The sequence below is a fragment of the Paenibacillus sp. FSL H8-0175 genome, from assembly GCF_045040615.1.
Taxonomy (GTDB): domain Bacteria; phylum Bacillota; class Bacilli; order Paenibacillales; family Paenibacillaceae; genus Paenibacillus_AQ; species Paenibacillus_AQ odorifer.
The window spans coordinates 3,518,011-3,538,275 of record NZ_CP150299.1; the positions used below are offsets into that span (position 1 = coordinate 3,518,011).

Sequence of the window (20,265 nt, forward strand, 5' to 3'; positions counted from 1 at the left end):
TCTTGGTATGATGATTTATGATAGTCACCTTCAGTTTTGATCATTTTACTGGATTACACCCACTATGTAAAATTTATTATAGATTCATTAATAACAACTTGAGGAAGGGGCTTAGATGATGAAAGCCATTATACATGCTGGAGAAGGTGGCCTGAAGGGCTTGAACTATAAAGAGATTATGGATAAAAGACCGGGGATTGGAGAAGTGAAGGTTAGGTTAAAGGCTGCAGGGCTAAACCACAGGGACTTGTTTATCATGGATGCCAGAACAAAACAGGATGTTCCTTTGATTATCGGTTCTGATGGTGCGGGGAGAATTGAAGCAATAGGTGAAGGTGTGCTTGATCATAATGTAGGTGAAGATGTCATCATTAATCCGTGCATCGGATGGGAACATACCGATAATGTTCCAAACGTTCCAGCCATTGTTGGGGGACCTTCAGAAGGCACATTCGCTGAGTCAATCATCATTCCTGCGCAAAATGCCATCAGCAAGCCAGCTTACCTGTCATGGGAAGAAGCCGGCGTGCTGCCCTTATCTGCCTTAGCAGCCTATCGGGCGCTATTCACTAGAGGCCGCTTAAAGAAAGGTGAACATGTTCTTATACCTGGCATTGGTGGTGGGGTTGCGACTTATGCCATGATGATGGCTTCAGCGGTGGGTGCACGTATCAGTGTCACTTCACGCAGTGAAACGAAAAGACAAGCTGCACTCGCTCATGGAGCTGATCATGCGTTCGACAGTCATAGCAACTGGAAGGAAAGCATGAAAGGAGACACCGTTCATCTCATCCTCGACAGCATTGGGCCTGCGACGTTCCCACATTACTTTGATATTATTAAACCCAATGGACGTATTGTTACGTTTGGTGCAAGCTCAGGAGATCGAATCGAAATCCCGACGCGAGCCATATTTTTCACGCAAATTAGTATCATAGGTAGTTCAATGGGAAGTAGTGAAGAGTTTGCGGATATGCTTCAGTTTATGGAACACCATTCGATTCGACCTATCATTGATCGAGTGTATCCTTTACAAGACACAGTTCAAGCCTTTCACCGAATGCAGCAGGGAGAACAATTTGGTAATATCGCGATAAGAATAGAATGAGCGGAGTCCCTTATAACTGGAATTCAAATGCCAAATATATCAATTTCGGAGACAGGAAACCACTTTTTCGAAGCCACATCTTTAAAAAATACTTGAATAGTGTAGGTGCCCTTTGTAGTAAAGGAATATGTATACTCATTGGTTTTGAACCAAAAGTTTTCTTCGCTGTTCTTAATTTGTTGAGCATCAATGGTTTCTGTTTTATCCGCAGGATCGGTGATCACAACCTTAATATCTGAAATTTCTGTTTTTAAATGATCCACCTGTAATAGAGTCGAAAATGCAAAACGTGACGGGCTTTTTACTTTACCAAAAATCTCTCCGTTATTATCGAGCATAACCATGTTTATATTAGGCTTGTAGATTCGAACGGTTTTACCTGATTCATCCAAGGCGAATAGTGCAAATAAATCTTTAGACAACTGTTCAGTCGTCAAGGAAATCGAACCTTCGGACAATATTGCGGGCTGTTTTTGAAGCACATTATTCAAATATAATGATACTTCAGATGAGCCAGCTGCAGCATAAATCACGGTTCCCGGTAAAATCATGATGCAAAATCCTAAAAGAATCAGCTTCCTTATTTTTCTCAATGATTTTCCCTCCTATAGAGCTTTATGTTAATTATACCCATAAGATGGAAGATAGTTTCTTTTACACAATTAATAAAATATAAGAAGGTCAGTAGAGGGAAATACCCTTACCTGACCTTCTTGGTGTTAAATGAGAGAGTTATTATTTGAACCGTCTAATGGTAAATTGAAAAGCCGTTCCTTTTCCCGGTTTGCTTGTAACCGATATTTTTTCTCCCAGACCATTTACAATTTCCTCGGCGATAGCAAGCCCAAGACCACTTCCTTTTTCATTATGGGACTGTTCGCTTTTGTAAAATCTTTCAAAGATATAAGGGAGGTGCTCTTTTGCAATGCCGGGTCCATTGTCTGATATCTGCACAGTTACAACCCTCGAATGCACAATAGCATCAAAAGTTATTTTCCCATCCTCCTGAACGTATTTCATGGCGTTATCCATCAAAATATTGACTAATTGCAACACTTTATCTTTATTAGAAAAAACATCTGGAAGGTTTCTGGCGTTATCTGTAATCTCAAATACAATGCCCATTTCATCGGACAAGAAAGAGTATTTAGACTCAATAAGCATGACTAATTCCTGAGTATCTATTTTTTCTTTATTCCAAGTTTCTTTTTTATTTTGCATTCTTGATAATTCCAGTACATCATAAATCAATCGTTGCAAGCGCGCACATTCGGATAAAATAATTCCATAGTATTTATTTGTTTTTTCTTCATCTTGAATCATTCCATCTGCCAGCGTCTCCGTTAAAGCTCTGATAGAGGCAATGGGAGATTTCAGCTCATGGCTAATATTCGCTATATAATCCCGACGAGTCTTTTCAAGCTGCTTCATCTCCTTTAGATAGGAGGATATAAAGAAGCTGATTATTAGTGTGCCTAACAGAAGGGTACCTGTAAAAACGTAATAGAAGCCATTCAATACCGCCTGAAATTCACTGCCAGGTTCTAATAAAAAGACGACTCCGACCGCTTGTTTATCCTGAATAATAGGTGCACCTACGACAATGGATTTACTCGGAAACCCATTAATATTTTTAATCGCAGCGAATTTATTGTACTTAATTACTTCGGGAATATAATCTATAAGGGCATCCTTGAATTCTTCCGATGTAACATTGAAAAAAAGATGCTTATTTTCGTCACCAGGTGAAAGGTCATTCCCCTCTAAATCATACACCTTCATAAGATACGGTTTAAAACCTCGAATGCTCATCTCATTTTGTGCCATTTCAGCAGCTATAGCAGAGGCCTGAGGCAGCATATCTTTTAATTTATAATTCAAAAAAAGCTGTTTAATAATCAAGGTTCCTCCAAGTTGTCCTAAAATGAAACAAAAGAGGATGGCCAGATATATCACTTTTTTGTTGGAAGTTACTTTTTTCATGTGGAAGTCTCCATTTTGTAGCCCATCCCATAAACAGATTTGATTTCAAATCCCAAATTCTTTTCAGGCAGTTTTTTTCTCATTCTTTTTATGAGATTATCAACGGCTCTAGTATCACCGAAATAATCATAACCCCAGACCTTATTTAAGATTTGTTCTCTTGAAAGCACCTTGTTTTTATTAATTGTAAAATAGATAAGCAATTCGATCTCTTTAGGTGTAAATTCCATTCGTGATCCATTAATTTTGATATTAAAAGCATTTCGGTCAATCTTCATTTCTCCCAGCGTCAGGATGGCGTCTTCACTTGGAAAGGTGTAATGAGTGCGTTTTAAAATGGTTTTTACTCTTGTGACGACCTCCCGGGGGGAGAACGGTTTTGTAATATAGTCATCTGCACCAATTTCCAAGCCTAATATGCGGTCAGTTTCCTCACCTTTTGCGCTCAGCATTATAATCGGGACGTTACTAGTCAAGCGAATCTTACGACAGACCTCTGTCCCAAAAAGTCCAGGCAGCATAATATCTAGAATTATGAGATCAAAATGCTGATCTTCCAATTTGTAAAGAACTTCCTCACCATTGTATACGGATTCATATTCCATATTTTCCGCCTGTAAATAAGCAGATATGCTCTCATGCACAGCTATATTGTCATCACAAATTAGTATGTTCACTTTACCCTGCATAGCTACCACCTTTATTCCGATATCTTGGTCCTTATTGTATGTAAATTGTCTAAAAGGAGCAAGGAAGACTGCATGTTGGTGAGGGAAATAATCGCATTCTACATGGAATGGAAAGAGACCGATTGAAGGATCGGCCTCTTGTAACCAGAATAAGTTACTGTTCTATTATTTATTGCTGTCCTTATAGATGTTAGAAGTATCTATACTTATGGTGTGCGTTCCAGCATCCCATTCCAAATTAAAATCAAGTGATTTTGCAATATCCCTCAGCTTAAAATACTCACTACCGCCGATATTATAGCCCGTTACTGAAATCTCTTGTCCGTTCAAAGTTATCTTAGTGGCTGTCATAACACCGGTCTTTGAACTAGTATCTACAGATGCTGAAAGTTCAATGCCCGTCGGAGTGTACGTTTTGTCAGATGTAATGTTTAAAGTATTCGTATTTTCATCCGATGTCACTTCAAACTGTTGTGTAGTGTTGTTTACAACCATAGCAATGTCCCGTAATTTAAAATAGTTGCTGCCGTCGATATTGTACGCGTTAACAGATATCTTGTTACCATTCACCAACAATGATGATTTGGAAGGAATGGCAGTTGCGGATGCTTTTGGCGAAGTAGCACTAACCTTGTCCGCCCAAGCAAAAAGCTCATCCAGATCGTAATCTCCGCTGTGTGGAATATCCCAAGCCATTGCAAAGTCAACGTTTGAACCTTTGTTCTCAAGTTCTGTTGCCAATATAGTAGAAACAGCGAGGGAGGTATCACTATCCTTGGTTCCCATCCGAATCCGCCAATTATTTGTAGTGGTTGTTCCCTCAGTGCTGATATAGTTCATTGGATTCATCATTTTCACTAGATTCTGGTCAGCAAGTGTTCCCCCCGCTGTATCATGCTCCAAACCGAACTGAGTAAAATGCTGTGCAGCGACATTCGCTGTGCCGAATAGATCGTTTTCACCATTGCTCAGGTCTAAACCGTCAAAGGCTCCAGGCAGTTTCATTCTGCCCAAGTATGCAAGATATTGATCATAGTCGATATCCGTAACAGTGCCATTTTCAATGGTGATCCAGGTTTTGTCGGACAGATCTGTACCCGATTTTAACGCTTTTTGCGCTGAAGCGATCACAAAAGCTTTGATGTAATCTTTAAAGGTGCCATTGCCGTCCGCATCCATCTTCAAAGCTGTTCCGTCAGTATTCGTAAGTCCTAGACTATTGACGTATTCAGGGAACATAGCTTCCAGTTCGTTAGATACCTGAATCTGATCCTCCGTCAATGTTCCTTCTACCAACTTTCTTTCCATGTTAAAATCCGTATTTCCGGAGAAATCAAGTTTTTCATAAGTGTTAATTCCGTTGAATTGCCACTCATAAGCTGCATCTGCGTTATCTAGATTCGTAATCGGCGTGTAGGCCGAAACGGCAAAAACGTCGTCACGCTCATCAGCTGCTCCGATCGCTTCCAAATAAGGCTCATATTCCGCATTGTTGCCGGTAGCACCCAGTAATGCGGAGAGCGCGCCGCCAGCACTTGTGCCGTTAGAGATGATCTTCTCGGCGTCACCAGGCATAATGTCGTCGTTAAAGCGAAGGTAGCGGACAGCCGCCTTCAGATCTACGATAGCTGCGGGTGCCTTACCAGTGTAAACACCTTTTTCGTCCTTTGTAGTTCTACCGCGAGCGCCTGGAGATGCGACCACATAACCTTTGGACAGGGCAACTGCGATAGCACTGGGAGATTCAGATGAAGGTGTTCCTGCGTTTTCGTCTTTACCCGCAGCGGGTTTATTCAATTCCGTTCCTGTATCGGCGCCTGGGGCTGCTGCGGATTCCTTGTTTGTTTTCGGAGCGCCGTTCTGTGGACCTGCCCCCATACCCATTCCTTTACCTGTTTCAGTACTACCTGGCTGAGCAGGCATATACCCGCCAACCTGGTTTGGGAAGAAGATAGGTGCGGTATCGGCGGTGTAACTACCGATCGACTTACCCTGGAAGTATTCCTCAGGGACATAGACGTTCATAGTTTCATAATTAATATCTACAGGGTTCTTTACATAAACGATATTCTCATATGCCCGATAAGTGACGGATTGACCATCCACCGTTATGGTCTTTGTAGTATAGTTAGTCGCATTGAATTTCAAGCTATACTCGCTGTTAGTTGCTGCACTTGCAGATCCTGTAGCGAAAGAGAGGCTCATCAGAGAACATGTGAGGATAGGGGCAATCCATTTTTTAAGTTTCATTTCGTATCTCCTTTTTCTAAAAATAGTAGATAATCTCATCAGTCTCTTTTGTACTAATCTGAATGATCCAGTGTCATATACCAACTCCTTCTTTTAAGGCCAACAAACGTTATCAATTAACTCTACTCAGGAGCTCGGATAAGAATGTAACAAAACATTGTGGCATAAAAATAGCATTGGTACTGGATTTCATTTGACAGTAGAGATGAGTTTGGTAAAATTTACATAGGTTATATCAATAGGAGGTTAGCAATGGATATCGCCATTGAGTTAATTGAAAGTATGTTGGTTAAATTTAGATCGGAAAAGAAATGGACGCTCCAAGCAATCGAGCAATGTACCCAAGAGGATATTACATGGTCCCCAACCGTGGAAAGTAACAGTATTGCAAATTTGGTTGCTCATATTAGCGGAGCAGTACACTCACGAATTGAAACCATTCTTTTAGATATTCCTGATACAAGAGATAGAGAGAGGGAGTTTGAAAGAGGTCTAGAAATGACTAAAGAACAAGCTATAACCATGACCAGGGATGCTTTTGATATTATTATCCAATATCTTGAACGGCTCCAATCTAACCCGGAGTTATTGATGTCACAACCCTTTCTTAATTTGCCACCCCTTACATATAGCCAAGTAAATAACGAGACCACTGCTCTTAATCTCATGATAGCGATGGTGAGAGAAGTCCATTATCATACAGGCCAAATCATCTATGCAGCAAAAATAAGAAAGGGACAGCTTGTATGGCAATAATAGTTTAACTAGAGGAACGTTGCATACACTAACAAAGGACTGCCAAGAGGCAGTCCTTTGTTCACTCTAACTAGAATCCCCTCACACTGCTAGGGGTTACTTTTTTATGCTTTTTGAAGGTGCGGCTGAAATAGTAGATATCGCTGAAGCCGGTAGTGGTAGCGATTTCAGAAATCGTTAGCTGGGTATGGCGGAGCAAATAATCTGCACGGTCTAAACGGACAGCATTTACATATTCCGATATCGTATGCCCAGTTAGTTCCTTAAAGAGACGGCTGAAATGGAAGCGGCTTAGCCCCGTTAGCGCCGCAAGTTCGTCAACTTGAATCGGTTCCTGGTAATGGGTATCGATATAACGCAAAACAGGTGCGAAGCGTTCAACGGTCTGAATACGCCTCTCTTGCTCAGCTTGTGAGAGTACGGTGACGATATGTCTGCGCAACAACAGCGTTAACAGGCGGTATAGCTCGGACTTGACGGCCAGCTCGTAACCAAATTCGCGACGTTCCAGTTCCCGAATAATCGCCAAAGCACAGTCAGTAATATGCTGATCCCCCCGGATATGGTTACGTAACAGCAGCTGGTTCCGCTGAATCGGGGCGATGAACTTGGTTTCGGCAGCGTCGCTTACCGCACTATGCAGCAAAGAAGTATCTGCAATAATCGCATAATACAATAAATCAGAAGAAGCGCTTACCCCATAATGCAGCTCGTTGCTGTTCACAGCAACTAAATCGCCAGCCCGAACGTTGATCGGTGTTCGTCCGCACTCAAAAACAGCCTCACCACTCTCAATAAATATAAACTCAAGATGCTCATGCCAATGATGTGGGAACAACATAACTCCTTCTTGGTTGAAACGCTGGGTATGTACTTTAATCGGAAACTCGGGATCCGGCATGTCCATGGGTTCCTGTAGATGTTTATCATAGTCCAACATTTATAGACTGCACCTCCTATAGCACAATTGTACAAATGAAACCGCAAGGCTCTGCATGGTGTTTAGGGTTGAAATCATTATAATACGAATCATAACCTATGCAAAATAAAGGAGCGAGTGTTAATGGATAAGATCAAAATTGGCGTAATAGGTACGGGCTCTATCTCCGGCATGCACTTAAGTGCTTATCGGAATAATCCGCAGACAACCATATATGCGGTATGTGATCTGAATGAAGAGCGTGCACGCGAAGTTGCTACAGAATATAATGTCGAGAAGGTATACACGGATTATCGTGAATTACTGGCCAATTCCGAAATAGATGCAGTCAGCATCTGCACATGGAACAACTCTCATGCCGAGATCAGCATCGCGGCGCTTGAGGCAGGCAAGCATGTGCTTGTGGAAAAGCCGCTTTGCCGTACGGTTGAAGAAGCGCTTCAGGTCCAGCAAGCAGTGGAAAAGAGCGGCAAGATTTTGCAAGTAGGCTTTGTACGACGTTATGACTCCAATGCCCAGCTCCTTCAGACGTTGGTGGAACAAGGAGAATTCGGCGAAATCTATTATGCAAAAGCAACGACGTTCCGGAGACTAGGCAATCCCGGCGGCTGGTTCAGTGATATTGAACGCTCCGGCGGCGGACCGCTGATCGATATTGGTGTCCATGTGATTGATCTATGCTGGTACTTGATGGGCCGTCCGAATCCAGTATCGGTAAGTGCTAATACCTACCGGAAGCTCGGCAATCGTTCTAATATTAAGAATCTCTCATTCTATAAAGCCGCCGATTACGACGCAGCGAACAATACGGTGGAAGATTTAGCGAATGCACTGATTCGCTTTGAGAATGGAGCTTCGCTAATGGTCGATGTCAGCTTTACACTGCATGCCAAAGAAGACGAGCGTTCAGTACGCCTGTACGGTGACAAGGGTGGTTTTGAAATTGATCCTGAGATAGTCATCGTTAAAGAACAGGCGGATACGATCGTCAATACCTATCCGCAGACCGATAATAAGGGGTTTGAGTTCAACAGTGCATTCCAGAATGAAATTAATCATTTTGCGAGCAACATCAGTACCGGCTCTACACCGATTAGTCCTGTGCAAGACGGCGTTACAATTATGAAGATACTCGGCGCGATCTATGAATCCGCAGCCAAAGGTGAAGAGGTGAAACTATGAAGTTAGGAATCAGCACTTACAGTTTGCATTCGGCTTTTTCAACGGGTGAGCTCACGCTTGAAGGAGTCATTGAGACGATCGCCGATCTGGGCGCAGAACATGCGGAGATTGTACCCTTAGGTATTAATCTGGTTGAAAATCCTGAGCTAATAGATCAGATTGTACGAACAGCAGCGGGTCGTGGACTAGAGTTATCCAATTATGCTATCGGGGCGAACTTTGCCGGGCTGGAGACAGCGGAAATGCAGCGGGAAGTCGAGCGGGTAAAGCGGGAAGTAGACGTGTGCGCGGCATTAGGCATTCAGCGGATGCGGCATGATGTAGCCTCCTCAAACGATCTATCCATCACGCATTTTTTGGAAGAGCTTCCACGTTTGGCTGAAGCCTGCCGAGAAATTGCCGATTATGCCGCAGGTTTAGGCATTACGACCAGTGTGGAGAATCATGGATACTTTATTCAGCACAGCGATCGTGTACAGGCGCTGGTTCATGCGGTGGGTAGAGACAACTTCCGTACAACACTCGACATTGGGAACTTCCTGTGCGCAGATGAGAACCCGCTAATAGCTGTACCTAACAACATCAAGCTTGCTTCAATGGTGCATTTCAAAGATTTCTATATTCGTCCGCAAGACCGCCAGCCTGGCGAAGGTTGGTTCCAATCCTCCGGTGGGAACTGGTTGAGAGGTGCCATCGTTGGTCAAGGAGACATCGATATGCCGAGTGTAATTCGAATCGTTAAGGAAAGCGGTTACGATGGATATATCTCTGTAGAATTTGAGGGAATGGAAGAGTGCCGTAAGGGAACAAGACTGGGGCTGGAATACATCAAGCGGGTTTGGAACCAAATCTAATTCATTATACTGGAGGATTATGCCATGGTTAAACCAATTATCACTAATAAAATCGGTGTTATCGTAGACAGCTTTCAGGTTGGAGTGAAAGAGGGATTGCGCAAGGCAAAAGAAGCTGGGGCAGATGGAGTTCAGATTTATGCGGTACAAGGCGAATTTGATCCCGCTACTCTCTCTCAGTCAGCACGCCGTGAATGGAAGGATTACATTGCATCGCTGGGTTTAGAAATCTCTGCCCTCGTTGGAGATTTAGGCGGACATGGCTTTCAGGACCCTGCCCAGAACCGTGCCAAAATTGAAAAGTCCAAGCGCATTATGGAGCTGGCCAAGGAGCTAGGTACAGATATCGTAACTACACATATCGGTATTGTTCCCTCTAATCCAGCCAGTAAAATCTATGAAACCATGCACATTGCCTGTGAGGAACTTAGCAGATATGCACATGAGATGAATTCTTATTTTGCGATTGAGACTGGGCCAGAACCCGCTGCACGTCTGAAGACGTTCCTCGACGGTCTGGGTTCCAGAGGGGTTTCCGTTAATTTTGATCCGGCCAATATGGTCATGGTGACTGGTGATGATCCGGTGCAAGGTGTTCATACTCTAAAAGACTACATTGTACACACCCATGCTAAAGATGGTCTCAAGCTTGCCGATATCGATCCACGCGATGTTTACGGTCAATATGGTTATGAAGCACCAGCATTAGACCATGAGAAAATCGCTGAAATGGCCGAGACCGGCTCGGCATTCCGTGAAGTTCCGCTCGGAGCGGGTTCTGTTGATTGGAACAACTATCTGCAAGCACTGAACGACATCGGTTATACAGGATTCCTGACCATAGAACGGGAAGTTGGCACTAATCCGGAGGAAGATATCCGCCAGGCTGTGAATTTTTTAAAGGGGTTTCGGGTCTGAACACGGTAGTGATAAAGAATAAATAGTTCATTCAAACAGTCCCTGTGAAAAAAGATCCTACATCCATTGGGACTGTTTGTGTTATAGATTGTGCGGGAAAGACCTAGGACGGTAATGTTCTGAATTTGGAAAGAAGGTGTGACGATGACAGCAGAACGTTTGCTCCTCCGCCGGGCGAAAGTCCTGAATGGAGCGGAAGTGGACATTGTCATAGCTGATGGCAACGTAGTCCAGATTGTTCCCGGAGGCACCGCCGAAGACCATGGTTTCAAGGTCGTGGAAGCCAATGGGGCGTATGTCTCTAGCGGCTGGATCGACTTGCATGTACATGCGTTTGCAGAATTGAATCCGTATGGAGACGAGATCGATGAAATCGGAATCAAATGTGGCGTGACTACCCTCGTGGACGCAGGTAGCTGCGGAGCGGAGCGTATTGGTGAGCTGGCAGAGGCGGGGAAAAAGTCAGCAACGCAACTGCTTGCTTTTCTTAACATTTCAAAGATTGGCCTGATGCGAATTGACGAGTTGTCCCAATTAGAGTGGATTGATCATGAAAAGGTGCTTCAGGCGGTAGTTGCTTATCCTGAATTTATCGTAGGCTTGAAGGCCAGAATCAGCAAAAGCGTAGTGGGTGACAATGGCATTCAACCGCTTCAACATGCACTGGAGCTTTCGGAAAAGACCGGGCTGCCACTGATGGTACATATAGGCTCCGCACCGCCGGATATCCGTGAGGTTTTACCGCTACTTCAACGCAACGACGTGATAACCCATTATCTAAATGGTAAAAGCAACAATTTGTTCGATAAGGAGAATCGACCGCTCCAGGTGCTGATAGATGCAATTGAGCGTGGGGTTCACTTGGATGTGGGACATGGTACAGCTAGCTTCTCGTTCGCTGTGGCCGAGGCGGCCAAACAAAACGGTATTGATCCGGATACGATCAGCACAGACATATACAGAGGCAACCGTATGAATGGTCCAGTTTACTCCATGGCGAATCTGTTGAACAAATTCCTTGCACTGGGATATTCCCTAGAAGAAACAATTGCACGGGTGACGAGTAGAGCAGCTCAGTGGCTGGGACGCCCGGAACTTGGGGAGATTCGGATCAACAACAAGGCGAATCTGACCCTTTTTCGTGTGACGGATAAGAAGATTGAGCTGGTAGATTCTGAGGGGGAACGCCGGGTAGCGCAGCAAACCATTCAAGCTATAGGAGTGATCATAGGTGACAAATACATGGAATGCGAAATACGGCCTGAAAAGAGTTATTAATGCAAGCGGCCGGATGAGCATCCTCGGGGTATCGGCACCGACCGATACGGTGATGGAAGCTATGCGTCAAGGCGGACAGAGTTATGTGGAAATCGCCGATTTGGTGGATAAAGCGGGGGATTATGTTGCACGTCATACAAGTTCTGAAGCAGCGGTGATCGTGAACTCGGCTTCCAGTGGAATTGCTTTATCCGTGGCGGCGCTGGTAACCCGCGGTAATATTCGTACAAGTCTGCGGCTCCATCAGGATAGCATTGTTAGAAATGAAATTGTAATGCTAAAAGGTCATAACGTACAATACGGTGCACCAGTGGAAACCATGGTTTATCTCGGCGGCGGTAAAGTAGTGGAAGCAGGTTATGCCAATGAAGGACGGGCGGAGCATTTGGCTGCTGCGATCTCGGAGCAGACTGCGGCTATCTTGTATGTCAAATCTCATCATGCCGTTCAGAAGAATATGATCTCTGTAGAGGAAGCTTGGGCTGTGGCCCAAACTCATAACGTCCCGCTTATTGTAGATGCTGCAGCGGAAGAGGATCTGCAGAAATACGTGCAAATATCCGATCTGGTCATTTATAGTGGCTCCAAAGCCATAGAAGGTCCAACATCCGGACTTGTGGCGGGAAAACGTCTTTATATTGAATGGCTGAAAGTGCAGCTTCACGGCATTGGCCGCAGCATGAAGGTTGGTAAGGAAACATCCTTCGGCCTGATGCAAGCGTTGGATGAATATGCTCACAAACAGGATACAAGCGAAAAGGAAAAAGCTACGCTCCAATTGCTGATGCCGCTCGACGGGCTTCCCGGAATTCGGGTAACTATCGTGCAGGATGAAGCAGGCCGGGCGATTTACCGTGGACGCATCCATGTGGACCCGAATCAGTGCGCAATAACAGCACTTGAGCTATCCCAGCAGCTTCAACAAGGTGAAGTGGCTATTTACACTAGAGACTATGGGGTAAGGCAAGGTTATTTTGATATTGACCCGCGTCCGCTAATGGGTGATGACATAGAAATGATTACAGCGAGGATAAGGGAATTGACAGGAGGGGCAAGCAATGTCTGAAATTAACAAGCGGTTCTATAAAGGTCGGGTGGCCTTAAACGTATTGGCTAAGGATATAGAAAATGCCAAAGAGGTATTTGCTGCTGCCGAAGGTTATGTACTGGTCGGTGTATTGTCCAAAGACTATGCAACGGTAGAAGAAGCTGTGCAGGCGATGGAGGCATATGGGCGGGAAATTGACGGTGCGGTATCAATAGGACTAGGTGCGGGTGATAATCGGCAAGCTGCTGTTGTTGCAGAGATTGTCAAATCCTATGCTGGCAGCCACATTAATCAGGTATTCCCAGCAGTTGGTGCGACCCGTGCCAACCTTGGAGCGAAAGAAAGTTGGATTAACAGTATGATCGCACCAACGGGACAACCTGGTTTTGTGAATATCTCCACCGGCCCGGCCAGTGCGGCACAATCTGTACCCGCTGTAATTCCCGTAAATGCGGCCATTGCATTGGTTCGGGATATGGGCGGAAATGCTTTAAAGTATTTTCCGATGCAGGGGCTGAGCCGTAAAGCGGAGCTAATCGCTGTGGCCAAAGCCTGTGCGGAAGAGGGTTTTGCGCTGGAGCCGACCGGCGGTATCGATCTGGACAACTTTGAAGAGATCTTGTCCATTATATTGGAAGCAGGAGTGCCGCAGGTGATTCCCCATGTCTATACATCGATCATCGATCCGCAGAGCGGAGCAACGAGAGTGGCGGACATACAACAGCTGTATCGGACGATGAAAAAGCTGGCGGATCAATATGCCTAAACATATCGCCGCTTTTGGTGAAATAATGATGCGGCTACAGGTCCCAGGCTTTGAACTGTTATCTCAAGGTAACCTGCTGAAGTATTCGTTCTCCGGCACCGGAGTCAATGTACTGTCCGCACTGTCCCGATACGGACATCGGGGGACTTTGGTGTCCAGACTGCCTGCGAATCCTATTGGTGACGCAGCAACAGCCTATCTTCGGCGACTGGGCATCCAGCCGGAGCATATCCAGCGTGGGGGCTCAAGTATAGGGATGTACTTTCTTGAAAACGGATTCGGGGCTCGCCCCTCCCGAGTGACTTATTCCGGTCGCCCGGAGAGCAGCTTCAATACTGCTCCTCCGGGTACTTATCCATTCTCAGAGCTGGCAGACCTCGCGGATGCTGTTCATTTCTGCGGGATAACACTGGCAATGAACGATGATGTGCGGAAAGCGATGAAAACTTATGCGGAAACGGTTAAGCAACACGGTGGCCTAGTCATTTTTGACTGCAATTACCGCCCATCGCTCTGGGGGGAGAGAGGCTATGAGCTGGCACGCTCCCATTACGAAGACATGCTGCATTTGGCCGACATCGTGCTGATGAATGAAAAAGACGCAAAGCTAATCCTTGGTATGAAGCCCGAAGGAACTTCAAGAGAAGAACAACTTCAGGAGCTGATTCCCACAGTAGCTTCACGCTACAGTCTAAGTACGGTAGCAGGAACGCATCGGTCCATTCATGATGATAACCGCCATTCGTTGCGCGGTTATATCTTCAAAGCCGGTTGCTTCGCTTATTCCGAGACCTTAACCTTTCCGGTGCTTGATAGAGTCGGGGCTGGAGATGCATATGCCAGTGGTATAATTCATGGTGAGCTGGAAGGTTTTGATCCTCAGCATACTGTAGCCTTTGCGGCCGCGGCCGGAATGCTAGCCCACACAGTAGAAGGAGACTCTCCGCTGGCCTCCGAGCAAGAAGTTATTGGTGTACTGACGGGTGCTGTAAAAGATATATTGAGATAAAGAAGAAGCTGCCTTACAGGAGAACAGGCCTGTGCGGTGGCTTTTTTTATCGCTATAAACACTGTACTTTTGTTCAGGCCAAGAATCAGATCCATTGGTTACAGGCTAGATTTGGCTTATTTAGATCTTTTTAAATAGGTGTAAAATCTCATTTTTTGCAACTTTATCCTCTATCCGGCGTCAAAGAAGAGAGAATAAGAAGGGAGAGCCTATATGAAAAAGTTAAATCTACTAGCCCTTTTAGCAGTTATTTCAATGATCTTTGTTGGATGTGTCAATACAGGGAATAAAGATAAAGGGAATCAAACGCTAATCGATTTGAGTTCTGTGGACTCCATGACAATCCATAATGATAGCGGCGGATTAATAACCATAACGGACCAAAAGCTAATAGAACGTTTCAATAAAGCTATACATACTGCTGAGTATGACAACGCGAAGCTTGATATTGCAGCACCTGATTATGAGGCTATTGTTGAATTGAAGAATAAAGAAAACGAAAAATTCTCATTCTGGATTATGGGCAATAATAATGGTCTTTTCACCAAATCAGGAGTAAATGGGCATTACAAGTTATCTGAAACGGATAAGACTGCTTTGCTTACCTTATTTCAATCAAATGAACAACAAGTAGAATCAGATAATCTAAAATTAGATGAGACCATCAAGCGAATCACATTAGCAAACGCTCTAGCACATGGTTCGGTGAATGCTAACATAAAGGATGAATACACAGATCATGAAACCATAGATATTTTCGTCCGAGCCATCCGTACCGCTGAACAAATACCAGGGAATTTAAATACCGCAACGCCTAACTACGATATCGTTCTAATTTCAGATAATAATAAATATGCCTTTCATTTATGGATTAACGAGACAAGCGAGCAGGGCATGTTAATGAATGTGAACGAAACGGATACAGGCTACACACTTACTAACGAATCAACTGCCGAGTTAAAAAAGATTCTGTTCTCGGAAGCAAAATTTAATGGTTTGGAGTTTAATACAGAACGGAACTCTATTGGAGATCTGGTGGCCAAACCGATTGGCCTATCCGAAAATAACTATCTATTAAACGGTGGAGAAGTAGTTGAACTGCAAGGGATCGCTTATCATACCATTCATCTTTTCTATGGCGACCATAATGCTGTCAACGCTTTGTTAGCCCATGATCCTGCTTCGGATGAGGTAAAGGTGAAATGGAGCGACGAGCTCAACGATTCCAATAATCGCTGGAATAATGCTTTTATGAGCAACTATAATATGCTAATCCCGCTGGATGAGGATCATCTATTATTTCTGGAATCGGATGTGACGAAAAAAGCTGGGCAATATCATTTGTCCTCATATAATGTTCTTACAGGAAAGATTGAACGACTTCGGGAAAACTTCTGGCCGCTTTCATATGATTATGATTACATTTATAAATTTCAATGGAAAGCTGATGAGCAAAAATTGTTTATGCAGAGTTATCTCGGCAATGTATGGATCTTTGATCTGAAAACAGGAAAGGACGATGTTCATCTTCTGAAATATCGCGTAATCCCACATTCGACGACCGGGGCGCCATCCCTGTTCCTCTCACCAACTTTTAAAAGATTTGTACATGATGATGAGAGCGGCGAATTAACCTTTTACGATAATAAAGGAGTTTCTCTTCGTACTGTACCGTTACCACAAGAGCAATATGTACCTTCTGAGAAAATAAAGTGGAACCCGGCGGGCACGATTGCCTGGATGGATACAGCAGAAGTCAACGAAAACCGAATTCTTGACATCGATATCGATTATCTGAAAATAGCTGCACAAAAAATTAATTTTTATAATCAGGATGGTCTTTCCATCGGCTCCATTAAGACTGAAGGCAACCATGAAGATACAGCTATTGAAGTTGTGGGGTGGATGGACGCTAATGTAGCCGTGATAAAATCCTATACTGTAGAACTTATACACAAGGATAATGTAGGGCTTAATGTTAAGGATGTTTCTTATTATCTCTATGATGTAAAAAAGAAGCAGAAGGGGGCAAGCTTTTCGTCCATCCCTTCCCGTGCTACCGTTACTACAGATCTTCGAATGGGCGATGCCGATAATACGGGGGAAATCACTGTGAGTTTTAAAGAAATCACTTATAAAAAAGAAAAATAAATAAGCCTCGGGAGTTCACCGTAACGATCACACAAGATCATTGGGGAAGCTTTCCGAGGCTTCTTTTTATATTTAAAAGACAAATATTTAAGAATTCTCGAATTCTATATTTGTCCCGCTGTAGAACGGACGGAGGACAGCAGGTCTAGCCGGAAGCCTTGTACTAGAGTGTTACCGTTCATAAGATCGGTCTCATATGCACGATTAAAGCCTAAGCGCTGGTACAGTTTGATGGCTGAAGACATCATTTCCGAGGTGTGCAGGTTCAAGGTGGTGGCACCCAACTGTAGTGATCTCCGTGCAGCATCGCGAATCAGAAGGGTTGCAACGCCGAGACCACGAGCGGATGGAGATACGGCTAGCAGACGTAGGATCGGGGAGTGAATCCCGAGCTCCGGTTTCCCGTAAGCCGTTTCCGAGGAGCTGAACAAGAGTGCGCTACCAACGATTTTCTTGTCGATTTCAGCGATGATCCGTACGAGCGGAGTATCACCATGAACGGAATCAAGAAGCGATTTTCGATACTCCAGCCACAACGGCTCAGGCATGATCTCCGAATATTGATGGTATGCATCTAACAGCACTTCGGCGATATCATTACTATCTTTATTCTCAGCTTCACGGATAATGATCTTTTGTGACATGTTTTCGCTATCCCCTTTCAGACAAATGTAATGTTCATTCGAATGAAATTATTATATATGATAATTCCCAGTGGAATAATAGGGGTTTTATAATTCTGATATAGGAATAGAAAAGTTCTATATGAAATAAACATAACGTTTGATTCAAAATCCGATTGATTTACACGGAATTAATTGTTGACAAAAAATAGGGCGATGACTAAGATATAAACAAAATCTATAGGAAAGCATCACTATAATTCATTGTTTTTTCATCGGAATAGTAAAATTAATAAAAGCATAGGGGGATTAGGGATGAACATTGAAAATATTGAGGCCTTTGTCTACATCAATCATTATGGAAGCTTCAATAAGGCGGCCGAAGTCCTATATATCTCACAGCCGACAGTAACGGCCCGGATCCAATCGCTAGAAAGGGAACTGGATTGCAAAGTGTTTGATCGGTTGGGGAAGCAGATTAACCTGACGGATAAAGGTAAACAGTTTCTACCCTATGCCCAGCAGATTCTCCAGATTTATCAGAACGGAAAATATCAGGTTCAGGCTAAGGGGCACATTCCAAATGAACTGAGAATCGGCAGTACGGTCTCGGTTTCCAATTATTTAATGCCCCATCTGATGCTTCATTTAAAGCGCAGATATCCTCATATCACAATCAAGCTGATGACAGCTTCTACGGAAGTATTGACTGAAAAGTTGAAATCAAAAGAGGTTGATTTGGCTTTTATCCGTAAGGTAGTAAATCCTGCAATTCAAACCTTTCCTTTCTGCGAGGACCCCATCTCACTGTATGTACATGAGGGACACCGCTTTGCTGAAGCACAGCGGGCATCACTGGAGGATATCCGCCAGGAGACGTTGGTTTTTTTTGAATGCGGATCTTTGGATTGGATGCGGCTGCATCGTGTATTTGAGAGTATGGAACAGCCACCGAAGATTGAATATCAGGTAGATAACCTGGAGACAGCCAAAAAGCTGGTATTGAAAAAAGCAGGCATCTGTTTCCTTCCCGCCCTCAGTGTGCAGGAGGAAGTGGCGGTTGGGTCGCTGATCCGGGTGGATATTGCGGAGACGGAAGGCATCTCCTTACGAACCAGCCTGATTTCGCTAAATGGAGAGAACGCAGAATTCATCAAAACTCTGCTAGAACTGGGGATTGGTAAAGTGGGAGATCGACTAATTGTATAGATGTATTAAAAAACTCTATTAGCGCATGGACACATGCAGTGATAAAGTTAATTGCATATAATCACGACTATTTCGATAGGGATTATAAAGTTAATTTTCGAAAGGCTGGAGGGCATGTGATGAGTGAGGTATACAGGCTGGCAGAACTGAAGGATGCGGAGCAATTGCTAGATGTTACATATCGTGCCTATCAGCTGATTCGTGAACTCGGACTGCATTGGCCGGCGGCCACAGCCGACTTGGCGCTTATTGAAGACAATATAGCTACGAATGAGTGTTATGTGCTTGAAGTTGACGGAACGATAGTTGCGACCATAACCCTTTCAAAAGAAGAAGAGATTAAGAAGATTAGCCCATTGCCTTTTATCAAATGGTTTGCTGCCCATCCAGATTACAGTAACAGAGGTTATGGTGGAAAACTTTTGGATTGGGTGGAAGAGAACATTATTGCTGGTCAGTTAGGTTCGGCTGCAGTCACGCTGGCAACGGCGAAGAAACATCCGTGGTTGGTTCAAATGTATGAACGCCGGGGGTACGAACGGTTTTTAGAACTGGATCAGCAGAACGGTGACGGCATTATGTATCTGATGAAAAAAACACTTACAGACAAACCACAGTTCATTTAAAGGGGATAAAACAATGAAAAAGTCCATTTTACTAGTATTTGCATCGGTATTGACACTGGCGATTGCCGGCTGCGGAAACAACAGTAACAGCGCTAGCAGCAATCAGAATGGAAATGCAGCAGAAGCTGCGGCACCGGCAAAGGATTCGGCAAAGGTAACTAAGATCATTGTGGGCACGGGTACTGCTTTTCCGAAAGTCTGCTTCATAGATGAGAATGGTAAACTCACCGGATTTGATGTGGAACTGCTCAAAGAAATCGATAAGCAGCTGCCAGAATATGAATTCGAATTTCAAACCATGGATTTCAGCAATCTGCTGCTGAGCCTGGAAACCAAAAAAATCGATTTGGTCGCCCATGTCATGGAGAAAAATCCGGAACGGGAGCTGAAATACTCTTTTAACAAAGAAGCCTATGCCCACTGGAGAAACCGCATTGTAGTGGCAAAGGATAATAATTCAATCCAATCGCTTGATGATCTCAAAGGGAAAAAGGTGCTTGTAGGTGCAACGAGTGCACAAGCACAAATACTCGAGAACTACAATAAAGAGAATGACAATGCGATTGATATCGTGTATCAGAATGGTGCAGCGAATGATACCGTCGCACAGATTAGTACTGGGCGTGTGGACGCTACGCTGGCTGCAGATTTTGTCCTGCCGATCATTGATCCGCAGAGTCAGCTAAAAGCTACGGGCGACGAGCTATCCTCCGCGGACATTCTCTATGTTTTCCGTAAGGATGATGCCGATTCACAAAAGCTGTCAGATGCGATTGACAGTGCGATTAAAGAGCTGAAGACAGACGGCACACTAGGCAAGCTTAGTACGGAATGGTTGGGTGCGGATGTTACAGCGGATTCGGTGAAATGATTGA

19 protein-coding genes are annotated in these 20,265 nt (G+C 44.2%); 13 read left to right on the top strand and 6 right to left on the bottom strand.

Annotation, left to right across the window (positions count from 1 at the left end):
- The first annotated feature begins 118 nt into the window (after window positions 1–118).
- Entirely contained in the window at window positions 119–1,108 is a 990-nt protein-coding gene (locus MHH46_RS15735) for a zinc-binding dehydrogenase (RefSeq protein ID WP_076190477.1), read from the top strand.
- Between the two features lie 23 nt (window positions 1,109–1,131).
- On the opposite strand, the gene MHH46_RS15740 is transcribed toward MHH46_RS15735, so the two are convergent.
- From MHH46_RS15740 to MHH46_RS15755, 4 genes are all read right to left on the bottom strand, one after another.
- Entirely contained in the window at window positions 1,132–1,701 is a 570-nt protein-coding gene (locus tag MHH46_RS15740) for a hypothetical protein (RefSeq protein ID WP_076125581.1), read from the bottom strand.
- A gap of 142 nt (window positions 1,702–1,843) precedes the next feature.
- Complete coding sequence (locus MHH46_RS15745) at window positions 1,844–3,091, bottom strand: cell wall metabolism sensor histidine kinase WalK (protein WP_076190352.1); 1,248 nt, start codon at window positions 3,089–3,091, stop codon at window positions 1,844–1,846.
- Window positions 3,088–3,780 (bottom strand): response regulator transcription factor, encoded by a 693-nt coding sequence (locus MHH46_RS15750; RefSeq protein ID WP_076184620.1) that lies wholly within the window; start codon window positions 3,778–3,780, stop codon window positions 3,088–3,090. The genes MHH46_RS15745 and MHH46_RS15750 overlap by 4 nt, the downstream gene beginning before the upstream one ends.
- A 165-nt stretch (window positions 3,781–3,945) precedes the next feature.
- A complete protein-coding gene (locus MHH46_RS15755) occupies window positions 3,946–6,030 on the bottom strand; it encodes a subtype B tannase (protein ID WP_218642201.1) in 2,085 nt (694 codons plus the stop codon).
- A gap of 252 nt (window positions 6,031–6,282) precedes the next feature.
- Here MHH46_RS15755 and MHH46_RS15760 point away from each other — a divergent pair, with 252 nt between their 5' ends.
- A complete protein-coding gene (locus tag MHH46_RS15760; protein WP_036677310.1) occupies window positions 6,283–6,786 on the top strand; it encodes a DUF1572 family protein in 504 nt (167 codons plus the stop codon).
- A gap of 70 nt (window positions 6,787–6,856) precedes the next feature.
- Here the strand turns inward: MHH46_RS15760 and MHH46_RS15765 are convergent, their stop codons facing one another.
- Entirely contained in the window at window positions 6,857–7,726 is an 870-nt protein-coding gene (locus MHH46_RS15765; protein WP_036677307.1) for an AraC family transcriptional regulator, read from the bottom strand.
- A 123-nt stretch (window positions 7,727–7,849) separates the two neighbouring features.
- Here MHH46_RS15765 and MHH46_RS15770 point away from each other — a divergent pair, with 123 nt between their 5' ends.
- The 8 genes from MHH46_RS15770 to MHH46_RS15805 all read left to right on the top strand — a co-directional run bounded on the left by MHH46_RS15770 (window position 7,850) and on the right by MHH46_RS15805 (window position 16,932).
- Window positions 7,850–8,908, top strand: a complete 1,059-nt coding sequence (locus MHH46_RS15770; RefSeq protein WP_076125574.1) for a Gfo/Idh/MocA family protein — start codon at window positions 7,850–7,852, stop codon at window positions 8,906–8,908.
- Window positions 8,905–9,762 carry a sugar phosphate isomerase/epimerase gene (locus MHH46_RS15775; RefSeq protein WP_076125572.1) on the top strand — a complete coding sequence of 286 codons (858 nt, stop codon included), beginning with the start codon at window positions 8,905–8,907 and terminating at the stop codon, window positions 9,760–9,762. Before MHH46_RS15770 ends, MHH46_RS15775 begins: the two co-directional genes overlap by 4 nt.
- 24 nt (window positions 9,763–9,786) lie before the next feature.
- Complete coding sequence (locus tag MHH46_RS15780; protein ID WP_036677301.1) at window positions 9,787–10,680, top strand: sugar phosphate isomerase/epimerase; 894 nt, start codon at window positions 9,787–9,789, stop codon at window positions 10,678–10,680.
- Window positions 10,681–10,824: 144 nt separating this feature from the next.
- Entirely contained in the window at window positions 10,825–11,958 is a 1,134-nt protein-coding gene (locus tag MHH46_RS15785) for an amidohydrolase/deacetylase family metallohydrolase (protein WP_076190351.1), read from the top strand.
- 13 nt (window positions 11,959–11,971) lie between these two features.
- The gene (locus tag MHH46_RS15790; RefSeq protein ID WP_376747833.1) at window positions 11,972–13,024 is read left to right on the top strand and encodes a DgaE family pyridoxal phosphate-dependent ammonia lyase; all 1,053 of its coding nucleotides are present in this window, start codon (window positions 11,972–11,974) and stop codon (window positions 13,022–13,024) included.
- A complete protein-coding gene (locus MHH46_RS15795) occupies window positions 13,017–13,772 on the top strand; it encodes a 2-dehydro-3-deoxy-phosphogluconate aldolase (protein WP_076190349.1) in 756 nt (251 codons plus the stop codon). Before MHH46_RS15790 ends, MHH46_RS15795 begins: the two co-directional genes overlap by 8 nt.
- Window positions 13,765–14,781: a sugar kinase gene (locus MHH46_RS15800; protein WP_076190348.1), complete on the top strand. Its 1,017-nt coding sequence runs from the start codon at window positions 13,765–13,767 to the stop codon at window positions 14,779–14,781. Before MHH46_RS15795 ends, MHH46_RS15800 begins: the two co-directional genes overlap by 8 nt.
- Before the next feature lie 213 nt (window positions 14,782–14,994).
- A complete protein-coding gene (locus tag MHH46_RS15805; RefSeq protein WP_076190347.1) occupies window positions 14,995–16,932 on the top strand; it encodes a hypothetical protein in 1,938 nt (645 codons plus the stop codon).
- A gap of 104 nt (window positions 16,933–17,036) precedes the next feature.
- Here MHH46_RS15805 and MHH46_RS15810 read toward each other — a convergent pair whose 3' ends face one another.
- Window positions 17,037–17,576, bottom strand: a complete 540-nt coding sequence (locus MHH46_RS15810) for a GNAT family N-acetyltransferase (RefSeq protein WP_076190346.1) — start codon at window positions 17,574–17,576, stop codon at window positions 17,037–17,039.
- Between the two features lie 294 nt (window positions 17,577–17,870).
- Between MHH46_RS15810 and MHH46_RS15815 the strand changes: the two genes are divergently transcribed.
- The 3 genes from MHH46_RS15815 (at window position 17,871) to MHH46_RS15825 (ending at window position 20,261) form a co-directional block, all read left to right on the top strand.
- Complete coding sequence (locus tag MHH46_RS15815) at window positions 17,871–18,764, top strand: LysR family transcriptional regulator (RefSeq protein ID WP_076190345.1); 894 nt, start codon at window positions 17,871–17,873, stop codon at window positions 18,762–18,764.
- A 119-nt stretch (window positions 18,765–18,883) separates the two neighbouring features.
- Window positions 18,884–19,390 (top strand): GNAT family N-acetyltransferase, encoded by a 507-nt coding sequence (locus MHH46_RS15820; RefSeq protein WP_076133225.1) that lies wholly within the window; start codon window positions 18,884–18,886, stop codon window positions 19,388–19,390.
- Window positions 19,391–19,403: 13 nt separating this feature from the next.
- Window positions 19,404–20,261, top strand: a complete 858-nt coding sequence (locus MHH46_RS15825; RefSeq protein ID WP_076190344.1) for a transporter substrate-binding domain-containing protein — start codon at window positions 19,404–19,406, stop codon at window positions 20,259–20,261.
- Window positions 20,262–20,265 lie beyond the last annotated feature (4 nt).

Coding starts and splice junctions, on each gene's coding strand:
- MHH46_RS15770 (WP_076125574.1), top strand. CDS start 7,850: ATGGATAAGATCAAAATTGGCGTAATAGGTACGGGCTCTATCTCCGGC.
- MHH46_RS15805 (WP_076190347.1), top strand. CDS start 14,995: ATGAAAAAGTTAAATCTACTAGCCCTTTTAGCAGTTATTTCAATGATC.
- MHH46_RS15765 (WP_036677307.1), bottom strand. CDS start 7,726: ATGTTGGACTATGATAAACATCTACAGGAACCCATGGACATGCCGGAT.
- MHH46_RS15785 (WP_076190351.1), top strand. CDS start 10,825: ATGACAGCAGAACGTTTGCTCCTCCGCCGGGCGAAAGTCCTGAATGGA.
- MHH46_RS15810 (WP_076190346.1), bottom strand. CDS start 17,576: ATGTCACAAAAGATCATTATCCGTGAAGCTGAGAATAAAGATAGTAAT.
- MHH46_RS15745 (WP_076190352.1), bottom strand. CDS start 3,091: ATGAAAAAAGTAACTTCCAACAAAAAAGTGATATATCTGGCCATCCTC.
- MHH46_RS15800 (WP_076190348.1), top strand. CDS start 13,765: ATGCCTAAACATATCGCCGCTTTTGGTGAAATAATGATGCGGCTACAG.
- MHH46_RS15780 (WP_036677301.1), top strand. CDS start 9,787: ATGGTTAAACCAATTATCACTAATAAAATCGGTGTTATCGTAGACAGC.
- MHH46_RS15790 (WP_376747833.1), top strand. CDS start 11,972: ATGAGCATCCTCGGGGTATCGGCACCGACCGATACGGTGATGGAAGCT.
- MHH46_RS15755 (WP_218642201.1), bottom strand. CDS start 6,030: ATGAAACTTAAAAAATGGATTGCCCCTATCCTCACATGTTCTCTGATG.
- MHH46_RS15825 (WP_076190344.1), top strand. CDS start 19,404: ATGAAAAAGTCCATTTTACTAGTATTTGCATCGGTATTGACACTGGCG.
- MHH46_RS15735 (WP_076190477.1), top strand. CDS start 119: ATGAAAGCCATTATACATGCTGGAGAAGGTGGCCTGAAGGGCTTGAAC.
- MHH46_RS15760 (WP_036677310.1), top strand. CDS start 6,283: ATGGATATCGCCATTGAGTTAATTGAAAGTATGTTGGTTAAATTTAGA.
- MHH46_RS15795 (WP_076190349.1), top strand. CDS start 13,017: ATGTCTGAAATTAACAAGCGGTTCTATAAAGGTCGGGTGGCCTTAAAC.
- MHH46_RS15815 (WP_076190345.1), top strand. CDS start 17,871: ATGAACATTGAAAATATTGAGGCCTTTGTCTACATCAATCATTATGGA.
- MHH46_RS15820 (WP_076133225.1), top strand. CDS start 18,884: ATGAGTGAGGTATACAGGCTGGCAGAACTGAAGGATGCGGAGCAATTG.
- MHH46_RS15750 (WP_076184620.1), bottom strand. CDS start 3,780: ATGCAGGGTAAAGTGAACATACTAATTTGTGATGACAATATAGCTGTG.
- MHH46_RS15775 (WP_076125572.1), top strand. CDS start 8,905: ATGAAGTTAGGAATCAGCACTTACAGTTTGCATTCGGCTTTTTCAACG.